The organism is Nitrospirillum amazonense (assembly GCF_007828035.1).
GTDB classification, from domain to species: Bacteria; Pseudomonadota; Alphaproteobacteria; order Azospirillales; family Azospirillaceae; genus Nitrospirillum; species Nitrospirillum amazonense.
On the sequence record NZ_VITV01000004.1, the window covers coordinates 746690 to 772809 of the forward strand.

Consider the following 26120-nt stretch of genomic DNA (forward strand, 5'->3'; position numbering starts at 1 on the left):
GTTCAGGCCCGGCGGATCAGCTCCGCGGGCGTGGACAGGATGAGGTCGCGGGGGGCCAGCTTCTCCAGGAAGGCGGCGAAGCCACCGTCCTTACCCCCGCCCCCTGAATTACCGCCCCCCGGGCCCGCCCCGTCGCCGGCCGCGTCCGCCTGTCCCGTCTCATGGTAGGCATCGAACAGGTCTTCGTACAGGCGCAAATCCTTCAATATTGCAATCTTCTGCTGCAGCGAGGCCTGGCTGACCAGCGCCAGGTGCAGCAGCACGAGGCCGTTCGGTGTCCAGTTGGGCTCGCGCATCAGGGGCAGCAGCGCCAGGGTCTGGGCGCCGCTGGCCCCGCCCGACAGCACGCCCCGGCCCAGGCGCAGGGCGCGGCGCTTGCCGCCCGTGGCCGGCGCCGGCTGGTCGTGGCGCGAGGCGACGCCTTTGGCCCGCCCGCTGCGCTCCACCGCCTGCAGCAGCGGCGTGCCATCCGCGCCCTCGCCTGCAGGCCCGCCGGCTGGGTGATAGCGCACGCCACCCTCCACCCCGATGACCAGGGTCGACAGGGCGATCAGCAGCTGGCGCTCAGGCTCCGCCAGGTCGGCAGGGGTGGCGCCCAGGTCGGCCAGGGCCGCCAGCAGCAGGGGGCTGATCTCACGGCCGGGGCGGGAGATGCCCACGGTCACGGTCTTGGCTTGGTGGCGGATGGTGTCGATGGGGCGCGACGTCTCTTCGAACACCAGGCGCAGCAGGTCCTGGCCTCGCGTGATGACGACCGTCCGCTCCGGCTTGCCGCCTGGCGTGTCCAGCATGGGCAGGGCGGAGGTCAGCTTGGCCAGGCGGGCGGTGTAGCTGGCGGGCAACGCGGCGTCCAGCTGCCCATCGGCGATGCGGTCGATGATGGCGGCCAGACTGGTGGCCACCGGCGTCACCGGCCGCTCCGGGTCGGCCAGCGCCTGGTCCAGCACCGCCGACACCTCGCGGAAGGGGCGGGATTCGGCGTCGATGGCCAGGGCGGCGTGGAAACCCCACAGGTGGCCCGCCACCGTGGCCATGATGAAGTCCAGGCCGGCGCCGGCGGAGGGCAGGTGCACCACCGCCTCGGCGTAGGGGGCGAAGCAGGTCTCGCCCTTGGCGGCGAAGACGATGGGCTTGCCGTTGTGCGCCTTGAAGATGGCCACTTCCTTGGCGGTGTCCTGGGCCAGCAGGGGGGCCAGGTCGTTGGCCACCACCAGGGTCAGCGGCTCGGTCGACAGGTCGATGTGCTTCTTGTCCTCGGTGTAATCGACCGGGATGGACTTGTAGCAAAGCTCCGACAGCTTGATGCGGATCTCTTCGGCCGCGACCTTGTTGGCGCCGTTGCCCACCACCGCCCAATAGCGGTTGCGGGGGGCATAGGCCCGGGCGCAGGCGGCAATGGCCCCCTCGTCGTCCAGCACCTCCTGGATGCGCTGGGGCAGGGCCTCCAGCGCCACCATCTCGTCATGGATCTGCTGGGCCGGCAGGGTGCCCAGCGCGTCGGCCAGGCACAGGGCGGTCAGCTTGCCCGCCGCCACCTGGCTGTAGAAGGCCTTGGTGGAGGCGACGGCCATCTCGATGTCGCGGCCGTCGCTGGTGAACAGGTGGCTGTCCGACTTGCGCACCAGGGGGCTGTTGCGGCGGTTGACGATGGCGTGGATCCAGGCGCCGGCGGCGCGGGCGAGGTCCACCGTGCGGTTGGTGTCGGTGGTGGTGCCGCTCTGGCTGATGGCGATGACCAGGGCGTCGTCCAGGCTCTTGCCGTCCAGGTTGGTGGACAGTTCCGAGGCCTTGGCGCTGGTCACCGTCACCGGCGCCTTGTCCAGCGCCAGGCGGATCAGGTGCTCGATGCCCATGGCGGCGATGGCGGCGGTACCCTGGCCCGTCACCAGGATGCGGCGGATGGGCGGCTTGGCCGGATCGGCCAGGCGGGCGCGCAGGCCGGCCCACGGCCCCGTGTCGGTGCCCCCGGCGAGGCTGAGGTCGAAGCTGACGCGCCGGTCCTGGCGGCGGTAGCGGCCCGTCAGGGTCTTGCGCACGCTGGCCGGGGCCTCATGCACCTCCTTCTCGAAGAAGTGGTCGTGGCGGCCGCGGAAGATGTCGCGGGAGAAAATCTCGATGGCGTCGGCCTTCAGGCTGGCCGGGGCGCCGTCGTCCACCGTGCGGGCGGTCAACGCCGGCTCGCCCGCCGCCGTCGACAGGACGACGGCCAGGCCGCCGCGCTCTACCTGCGCCAGGGGAATGGACCGCCGGGCGCGCGGCGCCAGGCCGTAATTCTCAGACGCGACGATCAGGCCATCGTTCACCTCGGCCACGAACAGGCTCTGCCCGCTGCCCTTCTGGCCAAGTTGCAGGCGCTCCGGATCGGTCGGGTGCTGCAGGATGATGGCCATGGACCCGTCCAGCCGCCGGAGGGTAGCCAGGAAACGGTCGGCGTTACCGCCGCCGTTACCCGTCGCGCCCTCCAGACGGAACAGCACGGGAATGACCTTGGTGTCGGTGGTGGTGTCGGTAGGCAAGGCGTGGCCGGTGCCCTCGATGGCGCTTTCGGTCAGGGCCCGGTAATTGTCGATGTCGCCGTTCAGGGCCACCATGGCGTCGGCATCGGCGTCCAGTGCCGTGGCGGCCTTGCCGGTGCCCGTCTCATTCAGCAGCCGGGCGTTCAGCGGATGGCAATTGGGCAGGCTGATGGCGCCGTGCGAGGCCCAGCGGGTGTGGGCGATGGCGCTGAAGCCGTCAGCGTGCCGCGCCACGGCCCACAGCACGGCGTCGGCGCGCATGCGGGCGCGCAGGAAGGCGCCGTTGTCGCCCAGGCGGCCGATCAGGGTGGCCACCTTGTAAGTGAAGCGCACGGTGGTGCGGCCGTCGGGCAGGATGTGCAGCGCCAGGCCCTCGTGCCGGTCGCCCACGGCCAGCCGCTCGGCGGCGCCGGCGCGCAGGGCCGCCGGCAGGTCGTCCAGGGTGTAGCGATGGTCGATGGTGATCTGCAGGGCGATGCCGGCGCTGTCCCGCCCGCGCACCTCCAGCCGGTCCAGATTCTCCAGCACCTGTTCGGCGGCCCAGGCCACCGCATGCTGCGGCCGGGTTGCGGCGGCACCGTCCGGCAGCAGGGCCAGGGTGCGGCCGATGTTGCCCAGAACCTCGGTCCGCAACTGCCAGGAATAGTCGCGCAGGCGCTCGGCCGTGCGCTCCACCGCCACGTCGCGGGCAGCCTCGCCGGACCGGAGCATCGTCTCCAGCGCGTCGATGCGATCGGCCACCGCCGTCAGCAGGGCGGTGGCAGCCGTGTCGGCCACGGCGGCCATGTGGGTGGGAAAGGCCATCAGGTCGGTGAAATGCGCCACCAGATCGTCTAAGGCGGCATCGATGGCGGCGGGCTCGCCCGCCTGGGCCAGCCGGTCGGCCACGGCCTTCAGCCACGAAAGGTCCGCCGTGCGGGTCCAGTTGCGATTACCCAGGAAACCGGCGATGCCGCACATCGTTCACCTCACTCAAGCAAGATCGCAGTCATAGTCCAGGCCGGGGCTGGGGTGGAAGGCTGAAAATGTAACGTTACACGTGGCCTGACTTGGGCGTCCGACTTGGGGAGCCGGCCTGGGGGGCCGGCCCTGCCTTTCCGGCGGATGGCCTCTTGCCGGGCGCGCGGCTATGGTGCCCGCTTCCCGCCAACCCACCCTGGAACCATCGCCCATGATCGTGACCCTCTGGCACAACCCCAAATGCTCCACCTCGCGCCGGGTGCTGGCCGATCTGCAGGCCGGCGGACATGAGGTCCAGGTGGTGGAATACCTGAAGACCCCACCCGACCGCGCCGCCCTGGTCGACATGCTGGCCGCCCTGAAGGCCCGCCCGGCCGACATCCTGCGCCGCCGCGGGAATGATGACCTGCTGGCGGGCGAGCCCGCTGGTGGCTTTGGCGACGAGGCCCTGCTGGACCTCATGGTGAAACACCCCATCCTGATCGAACGCCCCATCGCGCGCAGCCCCAAGGGCGCCGTGCTGTGCCGCCCGGTGGAACGGCTGGCCGAGGTGCTCTGATTTCCCCGTCTGCCAGGATGGCCAAGCCAGCGGATGCTGCCGCCCGGCGATCGAGGGCGTGCCAGTTCAACGCGGGGCGGCGGCCAGCGGCACCGTGAAGCTGACGGTGGTGCCCGCGCCCGGCTGGCTGTCGATGGCCAGGACGCCGCCGTGGCGGGCCACCAGGTCGCGCACCAGGGTCAGGCCCAGGCCGGTGCCGACCTCCCCCAGGGTGCCGGGGCGGCTGTCCTGCGCCTCGCGGCGGTACAGCTGGTCCAGCTGTTCGGGATCCATGCCGATGCCCCGGTCGGACACAGCGATCTCCAGCCGGTCGCCCAGCGCCCGCGAGGTCACCTGGACACCCTGGTTGGGGTGGCTGAACTTGATGGCGTTGGCCAGCAGGTTGCGCAGGATGGCCAGCACCATGGTGCGGTCGGCCAGGATGTGGCGGTCGCCCGAGGCGTCGAGGATGCGGATGCCCTTGGCATCGGCCGTGGGGCCCAGGTCATGGATGGCGGCGGCCACAACCTCGCCCAGCGGCATGACCGACGGGCTGAAGGGCGTGCCCGACATCTGCACCCGCGACCAGTTCAGCAGGTTGTCCAGCAGGGTGTGGGCGGTGACCGCGCTCTGGTGCACCGACGCGGCGAAGTCGGCCACATCGGCCGGTGCCATGCGGGTACCATAGTCTGCCAGTTCCTTGGTCATGCCCAGCAGCACGTTGAAAGGACCGCGCAGATCGTGGGAGATCAGCGAGAAGAAGCGCGTCTTCTCCCGGTTCAGGAAGTCCAGCTCATCATGGGCGGCGCGCAGCTCGGCCAGGGCCTGTTCCGTGGCCGCCCGCGCCTCCCGCTCCGCCGCGGCGGAGCGTTCCTGAGAGCGCACCATGCGCCGCACCACCATGTTGAACAGCAGCACCACCGCCAGCAGCACGCTGGAAAACCCCGCCATGGACCCGGCGGTGTGCATGACCAGTGACCAGGTGAGGGCCGCGCGCGGGGCCACGTGCACCAGGCGCCAGGGGGCGTTGGCCAGGGGGCGGGTGGTGATGAGATAGCCCGCATGCTCGGCCGTGGCCGCTGTTTTGCCCATCACCGCCGCCAGACCGACGGGGGTGGGCCGGCCCTGCTGAAACAGGTCGGCGGGCGGGGTGCCGGCAGCCGACAGCAGGCGATCATCCGATCCCAGCAGCAACACGGCGCCGCCGGCGGCGGTATTGGCCGTGGGCAGGGCCAGCAGGGCGGGATCCAGGTCGAAGGCCACCACGCCCAGGAAACGCCCCTGGTCATCGATGGGGGCGGCGACGGTGGGCAGCGGCTGGGCTGGCGCCTCATCCCGCGCCGCTCCCTGCGGCGGCGGGGCGGGCGTCTCGGTCCACAGCACGCGGCCGGCGGGGTTGGCGGCCAGGGTGGACAGGCGATAGGCGCTGCGCTCGAAGACACCCGTCATCAGCCCATGGGCATTGTCGGCGGCCCGCCAGGGCGCCACCGCCACCAGGCCGGAGGTGGCGATGAAATAGCCGCGCCCCAGGCCTGGCTGGGTGCGCACGTCCAGCGCCAGTTGCTGGGCCAGGGCCACGGCGGTTGCCACCTCGGCCCGCCAATGGGCGCGGTCGGGGCGCGACAAGCCCTCATGCCGAGCCAGGCCCCGGTTGGACAGGGCCAGCAGGGCGGCGGGCAAGGGGCCGTCCAGCGGATTGGCGTCGGCCGGGCCGACGCGATCCAGCATCGGCACCTCATCCGCGCCGGCCTGATCCACCCTGTCCAGAAAGGCATTCAGTTGCGGGGTGTCGGCAGGCGGGGCCAGCAGCGCCCGCCGGGTCCACTCCCGCAGGCGCTCCACCCGGCCGGAGATGGCGGCCAGCGTGCCGTCCAAGGCGATGGCCTGGGTATCCATGGCCTGGCGGATTTCGGCACGGCGGGCATTCAGGCCCCGGGTAAATTCGGCGTGGACGAACACCAGGGACAGCACGATGCCGGCGGCCAGCGAGATATTGATCAGGCGGCCCGGCCCGATGGATTTCATCCACTCCGCCAGCCGTCTCATAACCCGCCGTCCCGCCATGCCGTGCCCAAGGGCGCCCCGCCGCCTTGTTCGTCCCGCCCGGTGGGCCCCCGCCCGTCCCGGCATTGCCCGGAAGAGGGCGGGCCCATCCTTCCGCGACGCTTATCATGGGGGCGCGGGCCTGGCAATTGATGGCCGGCTGCGCGCCAGAAACGGAACGGGCGGGGACCGGAACGGGGCGGTTCGCGCGTGACAGGGTGGGCCCCGTTGACGGTTCGCGCGTGCCCGGCGTCATCAGGACACGCAAGGCGTGCCTTTCCAGCTTGGATAGGGCATGGTTGCGCCAGCCACGGGTTAGCGGACGGATGATGGGTGTACGGAGACAGGGCGCGGGACGTGACGGGATGGGCTGCCGCCTACGGGCGGTGCTGGCCGTCCTGCTGTTCCTTGCGTTCGCGCCACTGGCACCCGTGGCGGCCCGCGCGGACACGGTTACGGCGAACACGGTGACGGTGGATGGCCCGGACTTGTCCCTTGGCGGCCATCTGGAGTTGCTGGAGGACAAGGGGCGGGACCTGACCCTGGCCGACGTCACGTCGGGCCCAGCGGCCACCCGCTTCACCCCGGCCACCCGCGATACGCCCGGTTTCGCCCGCACCCATTCCGCCTATTGGGCGCGCATCACTCTGGACAACCCGACCGATGGCACGATCGACCGGCTGCTGGTCTTCGCCTATCCCTATTACCGCAGCCTGGATCTCTACGTGTTTTCCGGCGATGGACAGATCCCGGTGGCGCAGCGGCACGTGGCCGAGGGGGCTGCGGCGCGGGGTACCGACATTCCCCACCGCTACCCTGTTTTCACCTTGGCCCTGCCGCCGGGGCGCACGGTGCTGTACATGCGGGTGGAGCACTACTTCGCCTCCTTCGCGCTCTATCTGCGCAGCAGCGACGCCCAGGCCCAGGTGGACCGCCGCGACATCCTGCTGCACGGCCTGACCTTCGGCGTCCTCATCATCGCCGCCGCCTATCAGTTCGCCCTGGTGGTGATGGCGGGGGTGGAGGTGGGGGTGACCCTGCTGTTCTATGCCCTGATCACCCTGGCCTACATCTACGGCCAGCTGGGCTATCCCTGGGAACACCTGCCGGCCGACTTGGCCAGCCATTATTACCGCGAGGTGGTTGGCACCCTGCCCGTGGCCGTGGGCCAGATCTTCGCCGTGCAGTTCCTGGATCTGAGGCGGCGCCAGCCCTGGATCGCCCGGCTGCTGCTGCTGTCCACCGGCCTGCTGGTCCTGGATACGCCCCTGCATTACCTGGACCCGGCGCGGGGCTCGGGCATCGCGCAGGCGCTGGCGCTGCTGGGCTCGGCCCTGACGCTGACGGCGGCGGTGCGCGACCTGCGGCGTTCCGTCAACGCCCGCTTCTTCCTGCTGGGCTTCCTGCCCATCGTGGGTGTGGCGGTCGTTTGGTCGCTACGCGCCAGCGGCGTCCTGCCGGCCGCCATCTGGACCGAGGCGGCGCTCTACGCCCCCAACGCCATCGGCCTGGTGCTGCTGACCTTCGGCGTCGCCTACCGCATCGGCAAGGAGCGGGAGGAGCGCGAGCGGGCGCTGGAGGCCAGCGAGGCCGCCCTGCGCCGCGCCAATGACGAGCTGGAGGACCGCGTGCGCACCCGCACGGCGGAACTGAGCGACAGCCTGGAAAAGCTGAAGCGGTCGCAGGATGCGCTGGTGCAGGCGGAAAAGCTGGCCTCGTTGGGCCAGCTGGTGGCCGGCGTGGCGCATGAGATCAACACCCCCATCGGCGTGACCCTGACCACCGCCTCCCATGTTTCCGAGCGGGTCACTGCCATCGATCACCTGGTGCGCGACGGCCGTTTGCGCCGCAGCGATTTGACTGACTTCATGGGCGAGCTGGCGGAATCCTCCCGCCTCATGCTGTCCAACATCGGCCGGGCCGCCAGCCTGATCCAGAGCTTCAAGCAGGTGTCGGCCGACCAGAGCTCGGAGGAGCGGCGGCGGGTGGAGCTGTGCGCCTACATGGAGGAGGTGCTGTCCAGCCTGGGCCCCAACCTGCGCCGCAGCGGGCACACGGCGGAGGTCGTCTGCCATGGCCCGGTGGAGCTGGAGACCTATCCCGGCCTGCTGGCCCAGGTGCTGACCAACTTCGTCTCCAACTCCATCCTCCATGCCTATGAGCCGGGCGTGCGCGGGCGCATCACCATCACCGCCCGCCGCCTGCCGCCGGGGGAGGGCCCGGGAGCCCAGGGGGACGGGCACGCCGGCGGGGCGGAGGTGGTGTACCAGGATGACGGCCGGGGCATCCCAGCGGCCATCCTGCCGCGCATCTTCGACCCCTTCTTCACCACGCGTCGCGGGGCGGGCGGTACGGGTCTGGGCCTCAACATCGTCTACAACCTGGTGACCCACCGCCTGAAGGGCACGGTCACGGCGGCCAGCGAGGCCGGGGCCGGCACCCGCTTCACCCTGGTCCTGCCCGACCTGCGGGGCCGCGACCTGGAGATCGACGACCTGACCGCCCGCGGGGATGCCCGTGGGGATGAGAGGGCGGCGGACGCAGGGGGTCGACCCCATACACCGGATACCCTGGTGGCGACGGGGTTGGCGCGCTAAGCTGAAGCGTCTGATCCTTACAGGGATATCGCCCCAATGCGCATGAAGAAGGAGGTCAACCACGGCGCCCTGCTGCGTGAGCTGGCGGGATCGCTGTCGTCCACGGTGACCTCTTTCGAGCAGATGTCCGGCCGCCCCGCCCAGTCCTTCCCGGACTACAAGAAGGCGCGCGCCGTCTATCACGAAATCCAGGCCATGATCTTCACCATCGGCGACAAGGCCGAGAGCCGTCCCAACGACGCGCCGCGTGAACTGAAGTCCTGGCTCATCCGCATGCGACTGCGGTCCATCGCGGCCTTCACCCGCGTCAGCCTGGCCTTCTTCCGCAATCCGCCGCAGCTGCTGGTCCACGCGCTGGGCGCCTATGAGATCCTGCAGCATGAGCGCGAGGCCTTCACCAAGGTGCTGGCCGACTACGACATGATGCTGTTCGAGGCCGGTATCGACGACAAGACGGCGGACGAGCTGGACCGTGTGCGCGTGAACATGGAAGAGGTGGTGGAGCGGCTGGAGAACCTGCTGAAGACGGCGCCGCCGCAACTGACCGTCTTTTAAAACGACTTTTATTGGGCAAGCAAAAGCGCCAGGGGGAAGGCCAAGAGAAGCGATTGCCGCGACCGGCTGTTGTCGCGGCCGCATCGGTCAAAAAATTTCATGAGGAGCGGCGGACGGAATCCCGCCTTAAGCCTTGATCTCACCTGGCAATTGCTTTCTTGTCGCACCTAACGGCAGTGCTGTGGCCGCGGGTCCCTGGGGCATCGGAAATGGGGGCCCGGCAACACGCCTCGTCACAAGAGGCTAAGGGAGATGTGCCCATGGAACATGTGAAAAAGCCCTGGTACTCGGTCCTCTACTTCCAAGTCATCATCGCCATCATCCTGGGCATCATCGTCGGCAGCATCTGGCCCAATTTCGGCGCCTCGCTGAAGCCGCTGGGCGACGGGTTCATCAAGCTGGTCAAGATGATGATCGCGCCGGTCATCTTCTGCACCGTGGTCAGCGGCATCTCCGCCATGACCGACATGAAGAAGGTCGGCCGCGTGGGCGGCAAGGCCCTGATCTATTTCGAGGTCATCTCCACCTTCGCGCTGGTCATCGGCCTTCTGGTGGGCGAGGTGGTGCGGCCAGGCAACGGCATGAACGTCGACCCCCACACCCTGGACGCCAAGGCGGTGTCGACCTATGTCGACAAGGCCGCCAAGGACACCGTGGCCGACCACATCCTGGGCATCATCCCCGACACCTATCTGGGTGCGCTGGGCGGCGGCGACCTGCTGCAGGTCCTGCTGATCGCCATCCTGACCGGGTTCGCCATCGCCCACCTGGGCGACTACGGCAAGCCGGCCACGGTGGTCATCGAGCGCATGTCGAAGATTTTCTTCCGCATCATCCACATGGTGGTGCGTCTGGCCCCCATCGGCGCTTTCGGCGCCATGGCCTTCACCATCGGCAAGTACGGCATCGCCGCGCTCATCAACCTGGGCATGCTGATCGGCAGCTTCTACCTGACCAGCCTGCTGTTCGTGCTGGTGGTGCTGGGCATCGTCGGCTGGATCTGCGGCTTCTCCATCCTGCGCTTCATCAACTACATCAAGGCCGAGCTGCTGATCGTCCTGGGCACCTCCTCCTCCGAGACGGTGCTGCCCCAGATGATGGAGAAGATGGAACGCCTGGGCTGCGCCCGCCCCGTGGTGGGCCTGGTCATCCCCTCGGGCTACAGCTTCAACCTGGACGGCACCAACATCTACATGACCCTGGCCACCCTGTTCCTGGCCCAGGCGACCAACACCCACCTGACCTTCGGGCATTTGGTCACCATCCTGCTGGTGGCCATGCTGACGTCCAAGGGTGCGAGCGGCGTCACCGGCGCCGGCTTCATCACCTTGGCGGCCACGCTGGCCGTGGTGCCGGACATTCCCATCGCTTCGCTGACCCTGCTCATCGGCATCGACCGCTTCATGAGCGAATGCCGCGCCCTGACCAATCTGGTGGGCAATGGCGTGGCCACCATCGCCGTCAGCAAGTGGGAAAAGGAACTGGATACCGAGGTCCTGCACCGGGAACTGGCGAACGGACCGAGCGCCGCCTGAGCCTTGGAATTCAGCCGGCCCGACTTCAGCCCGGCCGATAGCAAGACAGCATGCCATGAAACGCGACAGGCCCCGGATCGTCCGATCCGGGGCCTGTTCGCTTTCGGGACTCAGTTCCTCACGCAGCTTTCCGTGCCGGTGTTCCCGCCCTTGTAGGCGTCTTCGTAATAGAACTTGTCGAAGCGCACCTTGCCGTCCTTGGTCCGGCTCACTTTGGCGATGCCGGTGCCGTAGTCCTGGGTGGCCGGGTCCTCGTGCGCGAAGGTGATGGCCAGGGCGTCGCCATCGGCGGTAGCGACACCGCGATAGGTGCCGTAGCCCGGCACCTCCATCCTGAAATGATAGCCGGCGCGATTCCCGTGGGATTGCGCCCTGTCCATCTCCAGCGTCACGGTGGAGGTGTAGGCACCCTCATGCCCATCCACGCCGGTGCAGGCGTAGGTGCCGCTGAGGTCGCGGCCGGTGAAGGGGGCCGGTGCCGGTTGCGCGACGGCCGTGGACGCGATGGTGAAGATTATGGCGGTTGACATCGCCAGACGCACGCGCATGAGCTTGGGTTCCCCTCAAGGTCTTCCGAGGGGTGTTTGTCTCATGTCGGCAAATAGGGGAACAACCCCGTCCTTAGACCCATGGCGTCACGCGCCCGCCGTTACGCCCACTGGCGGACGCGGCCGGTGTCGACGTGGACGAAGTTGGACTTGGGATAGTAGCCGACGCCGCCCTGCTTCAGCTCCACCGCCACTTGGCGGATGCGGGCCAGGGGCTTGCTGGCCAGGTCCAGGTCGATGGCCTTGCCTTCCATGTGCATGCTGTGGCTGGCCACCCCTTCGGAGTTGGCCGCCAGCATGGCATTGGTCTTGGGGCAGCGATAGCCGCAGATGACCTGGATGGTCTCGTTGGTGTGCAGGCGGTGCTGCATCTGGAACATCAGATCCAGCAGCTTGGGATCCATGGCGATGGTCTGGTTGGTCCGCCAGTCGCGCAGGATGGAATTCACGTCGTGCAGGGCGGTCGGCAGGTACTTGCCGTCGGCCCAGTAGGTGACCTTCAGCTTCTCGCCGGTGTGCAGGTGGTTGAAGGCCAGGACGCGGCGGTTGTCCGACAGCGGCCGGGTGGCGGCGCGGGCGTTGGACCAGTCGCCATGCATCAGGTTGCCGTGGGCGGCGCTGTGGCCGTGGCTGGCGCCGCTGTGGTGCTTGGTGGCGGCCTTGGCCAGCGCCGGCAGGGGGCTGGCGATACCACCCACCAGGGCGGCGCCGGTGGCCAGCTTGGCGAAGCCGGCCAGCAGGCCGCGCCGGGTCGGGGCCGGAGCGGAAGAGGCAACCAGGGACGCATCAGAGGCACTGGGGGCGTCGCAGGCAATAGTAAGCAAACGCGCCGCGGCGTGCCGTTCGTCCATTCCGGATGTCCCCATCTGTCTTGCCACAGCCCCGCGTCACCAGCAGGGCAGGGCTGCAGTCTGTGACAACGGGGTGTGAATAAGCAAGCCCCAAATGAGGCAAAAATTTGATGAACGTGTGACCGCTACCGTGCGTCGGCCTGGGCATCCGCCTTTGCAACCGCTTCCGAAACGGTCACAATTGGGCGGGCGGCCCCCATTCGTCAGCGCGCCGGGTTGGCATTCGCCGGGGCGGGGGTGGTGGCTGGCACCGGTGCCGCGGCCGGTGCCGGTGTAGCGCCCGTGCGTGCGCCCTGGACCGAAGGCTTTGGAGTCTCAGCCGCTTTCGGCGCGTCGCCCGACGCGGCCGGCACCGTGTTCGGCGCGGCGTTGGGCGCGCTCCCGGGCGTGGGGGCGGCGGCCGGCACGGCGGCGGGCACCACCGGCTTGCGCGGCCGGGGACCGTTCAGGGCGGCCAGCACGCGGGCGTCGCGGCCATAGACGTCGGTGCGGAAGTCGATGCCGCCGTCCGGGTCGGTCACGGTGGTGATGTAGGTGATATGCACCGGCAGGCGATTCTTCAGGCGAATCGTCTGGTGCTTCAGGCTGTCGCCCCCGATCTCCGCCCGCAGCTTCTCCTCCGGCCAGCCGGGGGTGTCGGTGAGGGCCAGGATGGCCAACGCCAGATTGGGCGGGTCCTGCACCCGGATGCAGCCGTGGCTGAAGGACCGCACCGCCCGGTCGAACAGCCGCTTGGACGGCGTGTCGTGCAGGTAGATGTCGAACTTGTTGGGGAACATGAACTTGATGCGGCCCAGCGAATTGTCGTTGCCCGCGTCCTGCCGCACCCGCCAGTGGAAGTTGCGCTCCGTCACGGTCGCCCAGTTGATGCTGCTGGGGTCCACCGGCACGGCGTTGGATGTCCAGTCCGACAGCAGCGTGTAGTGGTTCTTGACGACGTAGCTGTGGTCCTTCTTCTGCTTGGGCAGAATCTCTTCCTTGGCGATCTTGGTCGGCACGTACCAGTAGGGGTTCAGCTCCATATAGCTCATGTTGCCGATGAACACGGGCGTGCGGGTGAAGGGCGCGCCCACCACCACGCGCATGGTCATCTGCACGTCCATGCCGCGCATCAGCGACAGGGTATAGTCGGCCAGGTTGACCACCAGATAGGGCTGGTCCGCCGGCTCCCGCTCCCACCGCCAGCGTTCCATGTTGACGATGATCTGGTTGATGCGCTGATCCACGGTGGCGTTCAGTTCCACCAGGGTGCGCTTGCCGATGGCGCCGTCCGGTTCCTGTCCCTGGCGGCGCTGGAATTCCTTCACGGCCGTGGCCAGGGCGTCGTCGTACAGTTCCGGATTGGTGCCCTTGGGCAGCGGGACGGGCAGGGGCTTGGCCTCACCGGTGGCCACTAGGCGGGCGCGCAGGGCCGGCACGCGCGGGTCGATCATGCCGGGCTTCAGCGCATCGCTGGTCTTTTCCGGCTTGGGCGCAGGCGCCGTGGGATTGGCGGGATCGGCCGGCGGTGGCGGCGGGGCCGGGGGCGCCTTGGGCGCCGGCGGGATGGTGGGCCAGCCACCGGCGGCCTTCATCTGCCGATAGTGGGCCAGCGCGGCCTTCAGCGCCGCGTATTCCGGCCGGTGCGGCGCCAGGCCGCTCAGCAGGGTGCCCAGGTCCGTGGCGGAGGCGACGCCGCCCAGGAACTGCGCCCGGTCGAAGGGCGGCCGGTCGATGACCAGTTCCGGGTCGGCCAGGGTGGGGATGATGCGGCCCACCGACACGTCGCTGGCATAATGCACCAGGCCCAGGGTCAGGTTGGTTTCGAATGCGGCCTGCGCCTCGGGGCTGTCCAGATGGCCCTGCTGCGCCGTCAGGCTGGCGGGCGCGTAGTCGTTGGGGTTCAGCCCATCCTCATCGGCATGACCCAGGACGGTCAGGACGGTGCGGGCGGCGGCGTTGGCCTCGCCGTGTTCCACCCACAAGGGCTTCAGTCCCCGGCCCCGGTAGAACCGCGCCAGCACGGTCTGGTCGCTGTCGTCCGGCGTCGCCTCACCCTGCGCCACCGGGAAGCGCTCCTTCATGAGGTCCGCGAGGTCGCGCGCCTGGCCGCCTGCCTGGACGCCCAGAGGAAGCAGGAACAGCACGGTGGCCAGTAGCGCGGCGGTGGAGGCGTTGCGGCGCCGCATCCCGGTCCGCGCCCCATTCCGATCATTCGGGGCGACAGCCCCCATCGACAACCCCATGCAAACCCCGCCTGGCTCACGCCCTTGGACCCCCGGGACGTCCCGGGGGAAACCCATATCAACGACGGCAAGGGTGCCCCCCTGTGCAGCCGCATCCCGACCTGCCAACGATAACAGCCGCATCGTTCGATCGGTTGCGGACTATGCCAGCAGTTAGCGGCAAGAAAAGGGCGAAACCGTTCCATGCGGCGCGGGGCGCCCTTGACACCCACCGGCCGTTGCAAAAACGCCATGCCCCGCATCGGTTTCCCGGGCGGGGCATGAACAGGGTGTAAATAAATGAGGCGATTGACCCTTTAGGCCAGCCCCTTCTCCACGAACGTCGCCAGGCGGCGGCCGAAAGCCACCGGATCCGGCAGCGGCTCGCCCTCCAGGATTCGCGCCTGGTCCAGCAGCAGCCAGGCTGCATCCGCCAGGGCCTCACCCTGGGCGCCGCTGGCGCCATTGGCCTTGGCCAGGTCCGCCAGGCGGCGGATCAAAGGGTGGGTGGGGTTGACTTCCAGGATGCGCTTGGATGTCTCATCCAGGCGCCGGTGGGCCTTCAGCATACGCTCCAGGTGGATGTCCATGTCGCCCTCGTCCGCCACCAGGCAGACAGCACTTTCGCGCAGGCGTTCGGAGGTGCGCACGTCCTTGACCGCGTCGCCCAGGGTCAGCTTGGCCAGCGCCACCAGATCGGCCACGCTGTCCTCCGGCGCCTTGGGCTCCTCCGCCTTGTCCTCAGCCGTAACATTGGCTAGGTCGGCGCCGCCGCGGGTGACGGACTTGAAGGCGTGGTCCTTGTACTGGGTGACGGACTGCAGCCAGAACTCGTCCACCGCGTCGGTCAGGAACAGCACCTCCACCCCCTTGGCGCGGAAGCCTTCCAGGTGCGGGCTGCGGGCCAATGCCGCCTTGTCCTCGCCGGTGATGTAGTAGATGGCGTCCTGGCCCGGCTTCATACGGCCGACATAGTCTTCCAGGCTCACCAGCTCATCGCCGTGGGTGCTCCCATGGGTACTGTATGCGCGCAGCAGCTTCAGCAGGGTGTCGCGCTGCTCCCGCTCCTCATACAGGCCTTCCTTCAGCACGGCGCCGAAGTTTTCCCAGAAGCGCGCGTAGTCCGCCTTGGAGTCGGCGTCGTCGGCTTTGCGGGCCAGATCGCCCAGCACGCGCTTGGCGATGCCGGTGCGCATCTTGGCCAGCATGGGGTTGTGCTGCAGCATCTCGCGGCTGACGTTCAGCGGCAAATCCTCGCTGTCCACCACGCCGCGCAGGAAGCGCAGGTAGGCCGGGATCAGACCTTCCGGACCCTCGGTGATGAAGACGCGGCGGACGTACAGCTTCACCCGGTGCTTGCGCTCCGGCTCGAACAGGTCGAAAGGCTTGGCCTCGGGAATGAACAGCAGGTTGGTGTATTCCAGCACGCCTTCCGCCCGCCAATGCAGGGTCAGCCAGGGATCGTCGAAGGCGTGGCCGACGTGATGATAGAATTCCTTGTACTGCTCGGCCGTGATCTCGCTCTTGGGCCGGGTCCACAGGGCGGAGGCGGCGTTGGCCGGCTTTTCGTCATCGCCCACCAGCACCGGGATGCTGATGTGGTCGCTGTACTTCTTGACGATGCTCTGCAGGCGGTAGGTCTGGAGGTAGTCGTCTTCGCCGTCGCGCAGGTGCAGCACGATGCGGCTGCCGCGCGCCGGGGCATCGTCGCTCTCGCCCACGGTGAACGAGCCCTTGCCGTCCGAGGTCCAGCGCCAGCCCTGGGTTTCACCGGCCTTGCGCGAATAGACCTCGACCTCGCCCGCCACCATGAAGGCGGAATAGAAGCCCACGCCGAACTGGCCGATCAGCGACACGTCCTTCTCGCCGTCCTTCTTGGCCTCGGCCTTCTGGGACAGGGCGGCCATGAAGTTGGCGGTGCCGGAGCGGGCGATGGTGCCCAGGTTTTCCACCAGGTCGTCCCGGTTCATGCCGATGCCGTTGTCGGCGATGGTCAGGGTGCGGGCGGCCGTGTCCGGCGTCAGGGTGATGCGGAAGTTGGCGTCCCCGGCCGTCAGTTCCGGCTGGGTCAGGGAGGCGTAGCGCAGCTTGTCGCAGGCGTCCGAGGCGTTGGAGATCAGCTCCCGCAGGAAGACCTCCTTTTCCGAATAGAGCGAATGCGCGACGATATCCAGCAGCCGGGAAACTTCGGCTTGGAAGCTGAGTTTTTCCTCACTCATGGGCGTGTTCCGTCCTTCTTTCTGGGCGGCCCTGTCGTGGCGCCGCCGACGTGGTGAACCTGGCTCCGACGCGCCGCCCATTAGTGGGCCGGCCGTCGCGCCCCGATATGAGGGGCGGGCGCGACGGACGCAAGCCCCTCCGTTGGGGCAGGGCCTGAATTCGGCATGACCGCGACAGGGGCAAGGGGTACGGGGGCAGGGTGATGGCATGGTTCGGAAAATCCGGCGCCAGCGGCGGCGGCGCGGTGGTCGATCTGGTGGCCCGCCGGGATGAGCGCGAGGCCCTGGTGGCAACCATCGCCCGGCGCATGCGGGCAGACCGGCCCCTGGGCCTGCCGGCCTTGAGCCCGCGCGTGGCCGCCGCCCTGATGGGCACGCCGCGTGAACTGTTCACCCCGGCGGACCAGGCCCCTTACGCCTATCATGACCAGGTGCTGCCCCTGGCGGCGGGCCAGACCCTGTCCCAGCCCTCCCTCGTGGCGCTGATGACGGAACTGCTGGACGTCCACCCGGGCGACCGGGTGCTGGAGGTTGGCGTCGGTTCCGGCTACCAGACGGCGCTGTTGGCCCACCTGGGCGCCACGGTCTTCGGGCTGGAGGTCATCGCCGATCTGGCGCAGGCGGCGGAGCGGCGGCTGGCGGCCCTGGGGATCAGGAACGTCACCTTGCGCATCGGCGACGGCCATGGCGGCTGGCCCGAGGCGGCGCCGTTCGATGCCATCCTGGCCGCATGCGCCACGCCTGCCGTGCCGCCGGCCCTGGTGAACCAACTGCGGCCGGGTGGGCGCCTGTTGCTGCCGGTGGGGCCGGCAAGGGGCGCGCAGCAATTGTGCCTGGTGGAAAAGGGACGGGACGGCCAGGTGCGGGAGCGGCCGCTGCTGGCGGTCGCCTTCGTTCCCATGGTTGAGGGTTAGGGTGCTACGCGCAGGCGGCGCAGGCCGCCGAAGCCGGACACAGCCTTGCCGAACTTGCCCGCCAGGGCCAGCGTCAGGATGAAGGGCCACAGGTTCAGGCGGATGAAGCGCGACACCCGCTGCGGCAGGCTGGCCGAGGCCATCTGCTCCGCCTCGCGGATGGCCTGTTGCACCTCCGGCGGGGTTTGGTGGCGGGTTTCCTGGATCGACTGCAGCAGGTCGATGTGGCGCTGCTTGGCGGTGGCATCGGTGGGCCGGGTGGCGCAGAAGGACAGCAGGGTGAACAGCTCCTTCGCGAACTCCCCCTCCGAGCCTAGCAGCTTTTCCACCGCGGCGTATTTCTCCGTCGGCACGGCGGACAGGATGCGGTCATGGCTGGTACCGATCGCCTCCGCCAGGGCGGCGGTTTCCAGGGCGGAGGCCTCGTTGCGTTCCACCGCCAGCAGCCGCTGCTTCACCAGGGCGTAATCGTCCGTGCCCACGCCGCTGTTCAGCGCCAGATGGTCCACCAGCTGGTAGGCCCGCTGGCAGAAGTCCTCTTCCTTGCGCGCGCGGTCGGCGGGAACCGCCATGGTGCCGGCGTCGAACTGCTGGAAGTCGCGCTTGATGAAGCTGGCGTGGCTGGTGTGGGGGGCGCAATCCAGGCTGGGCGCCTGGCGGCACAGTTCGCCCAAATCCTGCTCTGCCTTCAGCGCCTCATAGCTTGCCCGCCAGTGGTCGGGGGAGGAGGCGGGCAGCACCGGTATGGCGGGCACGCCCGTGCCGGCGCTGGGAAAGGCCGAGGCCCAGTGCCGCTCGATCTCCCGCTCCTTCTCCTGGATGCGCAGCATGGCACGGTTCAGGTCTTCCGACACGAACAGCAGGATCACGCCGAAGACGCTGAGGGAATAGTAGACGATATCGATCCACTTCCAGACGGGATGGTCATGGAAGAAAATTCCGCAGCCCAGCGCGAACAGGAACGAGCTCACCGCCACGACGACGATGGAAATATCGATTTCCGCCACTTCGCTTCTTTCTTTTGGGCGCCGCCCAGCCCTTCCGGGGGCTTTGCCCGGGCCGGCGCCTGTCCCCCTTCGGGCTGGACAGGAGTTATGAAAGCGGTGCCTTGAAAGGGAAGTGTATTTTTTATGTCATTCGGGGAGCGCCCCGCAACCTGGGGGCGTCCTCAGGGAAGCTTGGCCAAGCCAGTCATCAGCAGGGTGACGTCGCTGCCGTTGAGCTTCACATGGCCATCGGGTCGGAAATCCAGGCTGAAGCGGCGGCCCTGGCTTTCGGGCGCCCCCATCGACTGCAGGGCGAAGAAGCCCAGCATGGCGCCGTTGCCCACGCCATTGGCCGGCAGGTGGTCCAGGCCGCGCATCAGCAGTGACAGGGTGCCGGTCAGGCCGCGCGGGTTGGCGGCGTCGAACACCAGGGCGGCGTTGCCCACCAGGGCCGCGTCGGGCGCCTGGAAGTCCAGCTTGTCGATGGTCAGATGGCTGCCGGCTTGGCCCAGGGCGGTCAGCGTGCGGTCCTTGATGGCGCGGTTACGATGCTTGGCATCGGGCGGCAGGGTGGTCCAGTCGGCCTCCGCCAGGGTGCGCGCCGGCAGATCGCTGATCTTCAGGTGCAGATCGCCCTTTTCCGGGATGGGGTCGGCCTGGCCGTTGACGGTCGGCTTGACCAGGCCCCGGTGGCTATAGTCTAGGGACAGCACGCCGTGATCGCCGTCCATGTTGTCGGCGGTGACGGTGGCGTTCAGGGTCTTCAGGGAATAGGGATGGCCCTCGTCGTCGTGGCTGGCATAGCCGTCCAGGCTGAGGGTGCCCTTCATGCGCGACAGCACGGCGCCGGCGGGGCCGGGATCCGTGCCGCCGCCCACGCGCAGCAGCGCACCTTGGGCCATGTTGAAGTCCGTGACGTCGATGGCCAGCAGACCGCGCAGCAGCCGGGTTTCCTCCGCACCTTCCGGCGTCCTGGTCTCCAGCTTGTTCACCTCCATCCGCAGCGGGCCGCTCCACCGCCCACGCGCCTCGTCCTCCGGCATGAAGCGCACGGTCAGGGCGTCCATGGACACGGCGCCGTGGCCGGGGCGGGGGATGAAACGGATGTCGCCCGCCTTGGCGTCCAGCAGATCCACCGTCTGGAAGTCGGGGGTCCAGCGGGCATGCAGGCTCTGGCTGCCCAGGCGCACTTCGCCGATGCGCATGCCCTGGCCGTCGAACACGCCCATGGGGCTGGGCAGGGCACCGGTGGCGTCCCAGTGGCCGTCGGCCGTGGGGGTGACCGCCAGCACCAGGGTGCCCAGGTCCAGCACGCTGTCGTCGCCCAGGTGCAGCTGCGCGCCCGGCAGGCTCAGGCGGTAATGATCCCCCTCGCGCGTGGCGCTGGCGTGGCCGTTCAGGGTCAGGCGCAGGCTGCCGTCCTTGTGCGGGTTGGCGGGCTTGGTCAGCTGCTGTTCGGCCAGCCGGGCCAGCTTGTCGGCACCTTCCTGCGTCACGGGCGCCGCCAGGGCGGACGTGCCCAGCAGCAGGGGGATCAGCGTCAGGACGGCGAGACGGGGGCGGACGGGCATGGACGGGCCTTCAAGGGGACGGTGTTGCGCCTAGGTGATACGGGAGTATTGGCCGGAATCAAGCGGCGTGCCTGTCGGGCCGGTACCCTATATAAGGATGGCCCCACATTATGTCCGCATTGGGGGCGGGGTTTTTCCAGGGCCACTTGGCCGCGGCCAGCCGGGGGTCCACTGACGGGGGGCCACTGACGGGCTCCACCTCGGAACCGTGCTCCTCGGGCGCGGTTCATGCGGAGGCCCTCAAACACGCCGTCTTGTTTTTGGGGGCCGCCACCCCAACACTGAGTGTCATGAGCGACCGTCCCCGCCCCTCTCCAGCCTCCGCCCTGCCCGCTCCGCGGCGGGCCGCCGACAGCGTGGGCGCCTTGCCGGGCGGGCGGGTCGTGGCGGTGCTGGGGCCCACCAACACCGGCAAGACCTACCTGGCCATGGAACGCATGCTGGCGCATGCCAGCGGCATGATGGGCTTCCCGTTGCGCCTGCTGGCGCGGGAAAACTACGACAAGGTGGTCAAGGCCAAGGGGGCGGGCCAGGTGGCCCTGGTGACGGGGGAGGAGAAGATCATCCCCCCCGGTGCCCGCTATTGGATCTGCACCGTCGAATCCATGCCGCTGGACCATGTGGCGCAATTCCTGGCGGTGGACGAGATCCAGCTGGCCGCCGATCCGGAGCGCGGACACATCTTCACCGACCGCCTGCTGCACGCGCGCGGGACGGAGGAGACGATGTTCCTCGGCTCCGACACCATCAAGCCCCTGCTGCAAAAGCTGATCCCGAAGGCGGAGTTCGTGTCGCGGCCCCGCTTCTCCAGCCTGACCTACAGCGGGCACAAGAAGCTGACCAAGCTGCCGCCCCGCGCCGCCGTGGTGGCCTTCTCCGCCGCCGACGTCTATGGCCTGGCGGAGCTGCTGCGCCGCACGCGCGGCGGCACGGCGGTGGTGCTGGGGGCGCTCAGCCCCCGCACCCGCAACGCCCAGGTGCAGCTTTATCAAGAAGGGGCGGTGGATTACCTGGTGGCGACCGACGCCATCGGCATGGGCCTGAACATGGACGTCGATCATGTGGCCTTCGCCCGCCTGTCCAAGTTCGACGGCCAGCAGCCGCGCCGCCTGCGCGCGCCGGAGGTGGCGCAAATCGCCGGCCGCGCCGGCCGCCACCTGACCGACGGCACCTTCGGCACGACGGATGAGGCGCCGCCGCTGGATCCTGAGCTGATCGACGCGGTGGAGAACCATAAGTTCGAGACGTTGAAGACCCTGATGTGGCGCAACGTCGACCTGGACTTCCGCAGCCCCCAGGCCCTGCTGCGCGCGCTGGAGGAACGGCCGCCGTCGCCTGTGCTGATCCGCGCGCGGGAGGCGGACGACCATCTGGCCTTGCAGGCCCTGGCGCAGGACGCCGACCTCATGCGCCTGGCCAATAATCCCCTGGCGGTGCGCCTGCTGTGGGAGGTCTGCCAGATTCCGGACTTCCGCAAGGTGCTGTCCGACGCCCATACCCGCCTCTTGTCCCAGATCTTCAAGTATCTGCGCGACGGGCCGGCCGGCACGCTGCCGCTGGATTGGGTGGCGGCCCAGGTGGCCCGCCTGGATCGGGGGGAGGGCGACATCGATACGCTGGTGTCGCGCATCGCCCATATCCGCACCTGGACCTACATCTCCCACCGTCCCGGCTGGCTGGACGATGCCGTCCATTGGCAGGAGCGCACCCGCGCCATCGAGGACCGGCTGTCCGACGCCCTGCATGAGCGCCTGACCCAGCGCTTCGTCGACAAGCGTTCGGCCGGCCTGGTGAAGCGCCTGGCCGATGGGCGCGACCTGATGGGGGCGGTGGACCGTGATGGCCGCGTGCTGGTGGAAGGCCACCCGGTGGGCCGGCTGCACGGCGTGGCCTTCCAGTTGGACGCCGACGTGCCGGCGGCCGATGCCAAGGCCATCACCACCGCCGCCCGTCGCGCCCTGGGCGACGTCATCAATCAGCGGGTGCGCGCGCTGGAGGCGGCTCCCGACGCCGCCATCACCCTGGACGGCGGTGGCGAGCTCAGCTGGGATGGCGCCGTCATCGGCGTGCTGGCGCCGGGGCCAACGCCGCTGGCCCCCCTGGTGCGCCTGGTGGGCGACGATTTCCTGCAGACCGGCCAGCGCGAACCGGTGCGGGCCCGCCTGACCCGTTGGGTGGAGGCGCACGTGGCCCGGGTGCTGGCCCCCCTCGCGGCGCTGGCCGCGGCGGCGCGGGGCGGGGAATTGTCCGGCGCCGGCCGGGGCATCGCCTTCCAGGTGGCGGAGGCGCTGGGTGGTCTGCCCCGAGCCGCGCTGGAACCGTTGATCGCCACCTTGACAAAGGAGGATCGGCGGCGCCTGGCGGCCCTCGGCTTGCGCCTGGGCTTCAGCCAGGTGTTCCTGACGGCGCTGACGCGGCCGGCGGCGGTGGCCCTGCGCGGGCTGCTGTGGTCGGTGGCGCACGCCACGCCCGTGGCCGTGCCGCCACCCGGACGTGTGACCTTGGCCGTCGGCGACCTGCCGCCGGATTTCCTGGCCGCCATCGGCTACGTTCCCCTGGGTTCCCGCGCCATGCGCATCGACATGGTGGACCGGCTGGAGAAATCCCTGGCCGGCCGGGCCAAGGCCGGGCCGCTGGTCGCCGTGGATGATCTGGTGCTGAGCCTGGGCGTGCCCCGGTCGGAGGTGCCGTCCCTGATGTCCGCGCTGGGCTACCGTATGGGGCAACCCAAGGCGGAGGGGGAGCCGGCCCCCTGGCTGCGACGGCGACCCAAGCCCAGCCGGGCGCCGGCTGTGTCGCCCTCTGCGGCCCATGCTGCGGCTCCCGGGGCGGCCAAGCCCGGCAGGAAGGCGGCGCCCGCGCCCCAGCCCGTGTCGCCCGGTGACCATCCTTTCAGTATTCTGCGGACCTTGGTGGAGGTGCCCTGATGGGGGGTGTGGCGGTGATGGCAAAGGCGGCGGCGCGACATGGCTAAGGGAAACGGCAAGGGTGTCGGCCCGGATGACGAGGATGCGGCCGACTTGGCCGAAGGCCGGCTGCGACTGGACAAATGGCTGTGGTACGCCCGTTTCCTGAAGTCGCGCAGCCTGGCCGCCAAGCTGTGCAGTTCCGGCGCCATCCGCTGCGGCGGCACCCCCATCACCAAGGCGCACCACACCGTGCGGCCGGGCGATGTGTTGACCTTTCCCCTGGGCAACCATATCCGCGTCATCAAGGTGGTGGCGCTGGGCACCCGCCGCGGCCCGGCACCGGAGGCCCAGGCGCTCTATGAGGATCTGGCGCCGCCCACGCCGGAGTCGCGCCTTCCCAAGGCCCTGTAAGATTTAGGTGAACTGGTTCTATCCAGATCGGCTTCCGCCTTCTACGCTGTCGGTCAATAAGCGCCGCCCAGGGGGCGCGGCGCGCAAGGATCGAGGCTGGTTATGAAGGTTTGGGGACAGGGCATGGGGGCGGCGTTAGCCGTGGGTATTTTGGGCGCGGCGCTGGGGGCCTGCTTGGTCCCGGTGGCGGCGCACGCCGCGGCGTTCGACCCGGTGGCGGCGACGCAGGCTTATCTGGACACGGTGCCTGCCGACGCGCGGGCCAAGTCGAACGCCTATTTCGAGGGCGGTTATTGGCTGCAGCTGTGGCGCTTCCTGGTGTCGCTGGCGGTGGCGGCCATATTCCTGGCCGGCGGCCTGGCGCGGCGCCTGCGGGACCGGCTGGCCGGCCTGGGCCGCTTCGCCACGCCGGTGTTCTTCATCGCCTACACCGTCATCGACTATGTCCTCAGCCTGCCCTATGTCGCGTATGCCGACTGGTACCGTGAACGGCAATACGGCCTGATGAACCAGACCTTTGGCGACTGGTTCGGCGACCAGATGATCCAGCTGGCCATTTCCAGCCTGATCGGCGCCCTGGTCGTCTGGGTGTTGTATGCCATCGTCCGTCGTCTGGGCCGAAGCTGGTGGGTGTGGGCCAGCGCCTTCGGCGTGGTGGTGCTGGTTCTCATGATCGTGGTGACGCCGGTCTTCGTGGCGCCGCTGTTCAATAAATACGAACCGATGAAGCCGGGCCCGGTGCGCGAGGCCCTGCTGTCCATGGCGCGGTCCAATGAGGTACCCGCCACCGACGTCTATGAGTTCAATGCCTCACGTCAGTCCAACAAGATCAGCGCCAATGTCAGCGGCCTGTTCGGCACCACCCGCATCTCCCTGACCGACACGCTGCTGCAGCGCTGCACCCTGGCGGAGATCAAGGCGGTGATGGGGCACGAGATGGGGCATTACGTCCTGAATCACGTCTTTGTCCTTCTGCTCTACCTCTCCCTCCTGGTCTGCTTCGGCTATCTGTTCGTGGACCGTGTCTTCGGCCGTCTGACGCGTGGCGGACGCTGGGGCGTCACCGGCTTAGGCGACGTGGCGGGCCTGCCCCTGGTCGTCATCCTGTTCACCGCCTATTTCTTCGTGCTGACGCCCGTGCTCAACACCATCATCCGCACGCAGGAAGCGGAGGCCGACGCCTTCGGCCTGAACCTGTCGCGCGAGCCGGACGGCTTCGCCACCGTGGCGCTGAAGCTGGCCGAATATCGCAAGCTGCAGCCGGGCGCGTGGGAGGAGATCGTGTTCTACGACCATCCCTCGGGCTACAACCGCATCCTGCGCGCCATGCGCTGGAAGGCGGAGAACCTGCCAGCGGCGGAAGCTCCGGCACCCGCCGAACCCGCGCCCGGTCATGCCCCGGCGGAGCCCAAGCCGTGACCGACGCCTCTTCGCTCCCGGACTCCCCCTTGGCCGATCTGCTGGCCCATGCCCTGACGTATCCCGAGGCGTGGGAGGATTACCCCTGGGGGGAGACGGTGGTGAAGGTGCGGCAGAAGATCTTCGTCTTCCTGGGCCGGGACGGGGCGGCCGGCTGCCACGTGACGGTGAAGCTGCCTCGCTCCGGCCCCTTCGCGCTGGACATGGCCAACTGCGCGCCCACGGGGTATGGCCTGGGGCGCGTGGGTTGGATCACCGCCACATTCGGCGTGGGCGAGGACGTGCCGCTGGATCTGCTGCGGGCCTGGATCAAGGAAAGCTACCAGGCCGTGGCGCCCAAGAAGCTGGCGGCGCGGCTTGATGCCCAGGCTTCAGGCTGACTGCTGGCCCTCCAGCAGCGCGCGGCGGGCGACCAGACCCTGGCCGACGACGTCGAAGAAGGCGCGGACGCGCGCCGTGTTGCGCAGATCGCGATGCGTGATCAGCCACAGCTCGCGCGTCAACGCACCCTCGGGACCGGCAACGCGCACCAGGTCCGCTTCCGGATCGCCCAGGTAACAGGGCAGAAGGGCCAGCCCAATCCCGGCCTTCACCGCCATCATTTGATTGATGAGGCTGCTGGAGCGATAGACGATGGCGGCCCCCGGCACCATGTCGGTGAGCCAGGTCGCGGCGGCGGCGGTGGCGGCGGTGTCCCAGCCGATGAAGCTGTGTCCCGCAAACCCCGGCGCCACGGGGGCGGGCTTGCCGGCCAGATAGGCCGGACTGGCATACAAGGCCCAGGCGGTGTCCGCGAGGCGCCGGCCGAACAGATCGCCTTCGGCGGGCCGCGTGGCACGGATGGCGATGTCCGCTTCCCGCCGCAGCAGGTCCAGCTGCCGGTTGTCGACCAACAGTTCGATCGAAATCCCATCGTGCCGGGCGCGGAATTCGACCAGCAGGTCGTTCAGCAGCCGGTAGGCCAGGCTTTCCGAGCAGGTGATCCTGAGGTTTCCGGACAGGCGGGCATCCCGCCCGGTGATGTCCCGGTCCAGCGCCAGGGCCTCCTCCTCCATGCGTTCGGCCGCCAGCAGCATGCGCTCCCCCGCGTCCGTCGGGCGGTAGGTGCCGGCGTTGCGCTCGAACAACTGGACCTGGAACGTTGCCTCAAGGGCGTTCAGCCAGCGAAAGATGGTCGAATGATCGTGCCCCAGCGTCTTGGCGGCGCCTTTCAGCGATCCCGTCCTGCTGATCGCCAGGATCAACCGGAAGCTGTTCCAGTCCATGGGGCTTGTCCCTGTGCAAGATTGTCCGCCAAAACCCCCGCGTCTTTGCGTGGGTGCAAAATAAGGCGCCTGTGACGGC

At 68.9% G+C, this 26120-nt stretch carries 18 protein-coding genes; 9 read left to right on the forward strand and 9 right to left on the reverse strand.

Features of this window, described 5'->3' with window-relative positions:
- Nucleotides 1–2: 2 nt before the first annotated feature.
- Entirely contained in the window at nucleotides 3–3476 is a 3474-nt protein-coding gene (locus FBZ87_RS15035) for an SIS domain-containing protein (RefSeq protein WP_211106946.1), read from the reverse strand.
- 211 nt (nucleotides 3477–3687) lie between these two features.
- Between FBZ87_RS15035 and FBZ87_RS15040 the strand changes: the two genes are divergently transcribed.
- Complete coding sequence (locus FBZ87_RS15040; RefSeq protein WP_145611056.1) at nucleotides 3688–4035, forward strand: arsenate reductase family protein; 348 nt, start codon at nucleotides 3688–3690, stop codon at nucleotides 4033–4035.
- A 66-nt stretch (nucleotides 4036–4101) separates the two neighbouring features.
- On the opposite strand, the gene FBZ87_RS15045 is transcribed toward FBZ87_RS15040, so the two are convergent.
- A complete protein-coding gene (locus FBZ87_RS15045; protein ID WP_145611057.1) occupies nucleotides 4102–6060 on the reverse strand; it encodes a sensor histidine kinase in 1959 nt (652 codons plus the stop codon).
- A 362-nt stretch (nucleotides 6061–6422) separates the two neighbouring features.
- Here FBZ87_RS15045 and FBZ87_RS15050 point away from each other — a divergent pair, with 362 nt between their 5' ends.
- The 3 genes from FBZ87_RS15050 (at nucleotide 6423) to FBZ87_RS15060 (ending at nucleotide 10744) form a co-directional block, all read left to right on the forward strand.
- Nucleotides 6423–8654: a sensor histidine kinase gene (locus FBZ87_RS15050; protein ID WP_186454762.1), complete on the forward strand. Its 2232-nt coding sequence runs from the start codon at nucleotides 6423–6425 to the stop codon at nucleotides 8652–8654.
- Nucleotides 8655–8690: 36 nt separating this feature from the next.
- On the forward strand, nucleotides 8691–9209 hold the full coding sequence (locus FBZ87_RS15055; RefSeq protein ID WP_004273874.1) for a hypothetical protein: 519 nt from the start codon (nucleotides 8691–8693) through the stop codon (nucleotides 9207–9209).
- A 260-nt stretch (nucleotides 9210–9469) separates the two neighbouring features.
- A complete protein-coding gene (locus FBZ87_RS15060; RefSeq protein ID WP_145611060.1) occupies nucleotides 9470–10744 on the forward strand; it encodes a dicarboxylate/amino acid:cation symporter in 1275 nt (424 codons plus the stop codon).
- Nucleotides 10745–10854: 110 nt separating this feature from the next.
- On the opposite strand, the gene FBZ87_RS15065 is transcribed toward FBZ87_RS15060, so the two are convergent.
- From FBZ87_RS15065 to htpG, 4 genes are all read right to left on the reverse strand, one after another.
- Entirely contained in the window at nucleotides 10855–11292 is a 438-nt protein-coding gene (locus FBZ87_RS15065) for a hypothetical protein (RefSeq protein WP_246134407.1), read from the reverse strand.
- 101 nt (nucleotides 11293–11393) lie between these two features.
- Complete coding sequence (gene mepK / locus FBZ87_RS15070; RefSeq protein ID WP_246134408.1) at nucleotides 11394–12143, reverse strand: peptidoglycan L,D-endopeptidase MepK; 750 nt, start codon at nucleotides 12141–12143, stop codon at nucleotides 11394–11396.
- 203 nt (nucleotides 12144–12346) lie between these two features.
- Nucleotides 12347–14311, reverse strand: coding sequence for a L,D-transpeptidase family protein (locus tag FBZ87_RS15075; protein ID WP_145611061.1), 1965 nt, complete (start codon nucleotides 14309–14311; stop codon nucleotides 12347–12349).
- 353 nt (nucleotides 14312–14664) lie between these two features.
- A complete protein-coding gene (htpG, locus tag FBZ87_RS15080; protein WP_145611062.1) occupies nucleotides 14665–16566 on the reverse strand; it encodes a molecular chaperone HtpG in 1902 nt (633 codons plus the stop codon).
- Between the two features lie 203 nt (nucleotides 16567–16769).
- Between htpG and FBZ87_RS15085 the strand changes: the two genes are divergently transcribed.
- A complete protein-coding gene (locus tag FBZ87_RS15085) occupies nucleotides 16770–17480 on the forward strand; it encodes a protein-L-isoaspartate(D-aspartate) O-methyltransferase (protein ID WP_211106947.1) in 711 nt (236 codons plus the stop codon).
- Here FBZ87_RS15085 and FBZ87_RS15090 read toward each other — a convergent pair.
- Nucleotides 17477–18487 carry a hypothetical protein gene (locus FBZ87_RS15090; RefSeq protein ID WP_145611063.1) on the reverse strand — a complete coding sequence of 337 codons (1011 nt, stop codon included), beginning with the start codon at nucleotides 18485–18487 and terminating at the stop codon, nucleotides 17477–17479. The two genes, FBZ87_RS15085 and FBZ87_RS15090, sit on opposite strands and share 4 nt — an antisense overlap.
- A gap of 161 nt (nucleotides 18488–18648) precedes the next feature.
- Complete coding sequence (locus FBZ87_RS15095; RefSeq protein WP_145611064.1) at nucleotides 18649–20037, reverse strand: DUF2125 domain-containing protein; 1389 nt, start codon at nucleotides 20035–20037, stop codon at nucleotides 18649–18651.
- Between the two features lie 290 nt (nucleotides 20038–20327).
- On the opposite strand from FBZ87_RS15095, the gene FBZ87_RS15100 reads away from it, so the two are divergent.
- From FBZ87_RS15100 to FBZ87_RS15115, 4 genes are all read left to right on the forward strand, one after another.
- Nucleotides 20328–22964, forward strand: coding sequence for a helicase-related protein (locus FBZ87_RS15100; RefSeq protein ID WP_145611065.1), 2637 nt, complete (start codon nucleotides 20328–20330; stop codon nucleotides 22962–22964).
- A 39-nt stretch (nucleotides 22965–23003) separates the two neighbouring features.
- Entirely contained in the window at nucleotides 23004–23357 is a 354-nt protein-coding gene (locus FBZ87_RS15105; protein WP_145611067.1) for an RNA-binding S4 domain-containing protein, read from the forward strand.
- 123 nt (nucleotides 23358–23480) lie between these two features.
- Nucleotides 23481–24776, forward strand: a complete 1296-nt coding sequence (locus FBZ87_RS15110; RefSeq protein WP_186454763.1) for a M48 family metallopeptidase — start codon at nucleotides 23481–23483, stop codon at nucleotides 24774–24776.
- Nucleotides 24773–25156, forward strand: a complete 384-nt coding sequence (locus tag FBZ87_RS15115; protein WP_211106948.1) for an MmcQ/YjbR family DNA-binding protein — start codon at nucleotides 24773–24775, stop codon at nucleotides 25154–25156. The genes FBZ87_RS15110 and FBZ87_RS15115 overlap by 4 nt, the downstream gene beginning before the upstream one ends.
- Here the strand turns inward: FBZ87_RS15115 and FBZ87_RS15120 are convergent.
- The gene (locus FBZ87_RS15120) at nucleotides 25148–26041 is read right to left on the reverse strand and encodes a LysR family transcriptional regulator (protein WP_145611069.1); all 894 of its coding nucleotides are present in this window, start codon (nucleotides 26039–26041) and stop codon (nucleotides 25148–25150) included. The genes FBZ87_RS15115 and FBZ87_RS15120 overlap by 9 nt on opposite strands.
- Between the last annotated feature and the right edge of the window lie 79 nt (nucleotides 26042–26120).

Excerpts from the sequence above, each read along its gene's own strand:
- FBZ87_RS15035 (WP_211106946.1), bottom strand. The coding sequence starts at position 3,476 with ATGTGCGGCATCGCCGGTTTCCTGGGTAATCGCAACTGGACCCGCACG.
- FBZ87_RS15040 (WP_145611056.1), top strand. The coding sequence starts at position 3,688 with ATGATCGTGACCCTCTGGCACAACCCCAAATGCTCCACCTCGCGCCGG.
- FBZ87_RS15045 (WP_145611057.1), bottom strand. The coding sequence starts at position 6,060 with ATGAGACGGCTGGCGGAGTGGATGAAATCCATCGGGCCGGGCCGCCTG.
- FBZ87_RS15050 (WP_186454762.1), top strand. The coding sequence starts at position 6,423 with ATGGGCTGCCGCCTACGGGCGGTGCTGGCCGTCCTGCTGTTCCTTGCG.
- FBZ87_RS15055 (WP_004273874.1), top strand. The coding sequence starts at position 8,691 with ATGCGCATGAAGAAGGAGGTCAACCACGGCGCCCTGCTGCGTGAGCTG.
- FBZ87_RS15060 (WP_145611060.1), top strand. The coding sequence starts at position 9,470 with ATGGAACATGTGAAAAAGCCCTGGTACTCGGTCCTCTACTTCCAAGTC.
- FBZ87_RS15065 (WP_246134407.1), bottom strand. The coding sequence starts at position 11,292 with ATGCGCGTGCGTCTGGCGATGTCAACCGCCATAATCTTCACCATCGCG.
- mepK (WP_246134408.1), bottom strand. The coding sequence starts at position 12,143 with ATGGACGAACGGCACGCCGCGGCGCGTTTGCTTACTATTGCCTGCGAC.
- FBZ87_RS15075 (WP_145611061.1), bottom strand. The coding sequence starts at position 14,311 with ATGCGGCGCCGCAACGCCTCCACCGCCGCGCTACTGGCCACCGTGCTG.
- htpG (WP_145611062.1), bottom strand. The coding sequence starts at position 16,566 with ATGAGTGAGGAAAAACTCAGCTTCCAAGCCGAAGTTTCCCGGCTGCTG.
- FBZ87_RS15085 (WP_211106947.1), top strand. The coding sequence starts at position 16,770 with ATGGCATGGTTCGGAAAATCCGGCGCCAGCGGCGGCGGCGCGGTGGTC.
- FBZ87_RS15095 (WP_145611064.1), bottom strand. The coding sequence starts at position 20,037 with ATGCCCGTCCGCCCCCGTCTCGCCGTCCTGACGCTGATCCCCCTGCTG.
- FBZ87_RS15100 (WP_145611065.1), top strand. The coding sequence starts at position 20,328 with ATGAGCGACCGTCCCCGCCCCTCTCCAGCCTCCGCCCTGCCCGCTCCG.
- FBZ87_RS15105 (WP_145611067.1), top strand. The coding sequence starts at position 23,004 with ATGGCTAAGGGAAACGGCAAGGGTGTCGGCCCGGATGACGAGGATGCG.
- FBZ87_RS15110 (WP_186454763.1), top strand. The coding sequence starts at position 23,481 with ATGGGGGCGGCGTTAGCCGTGGGTATTTTGGGCGCGGCGCTGGGGGCC.
- FBZ87_RS15120 (WP_145611069.1), bottom strand. The coding sequence starts at position 26,041 with ATGGACTGGAACAGCTTCCGGTTGATCCTGGCGATCAGCAGGACGGGA.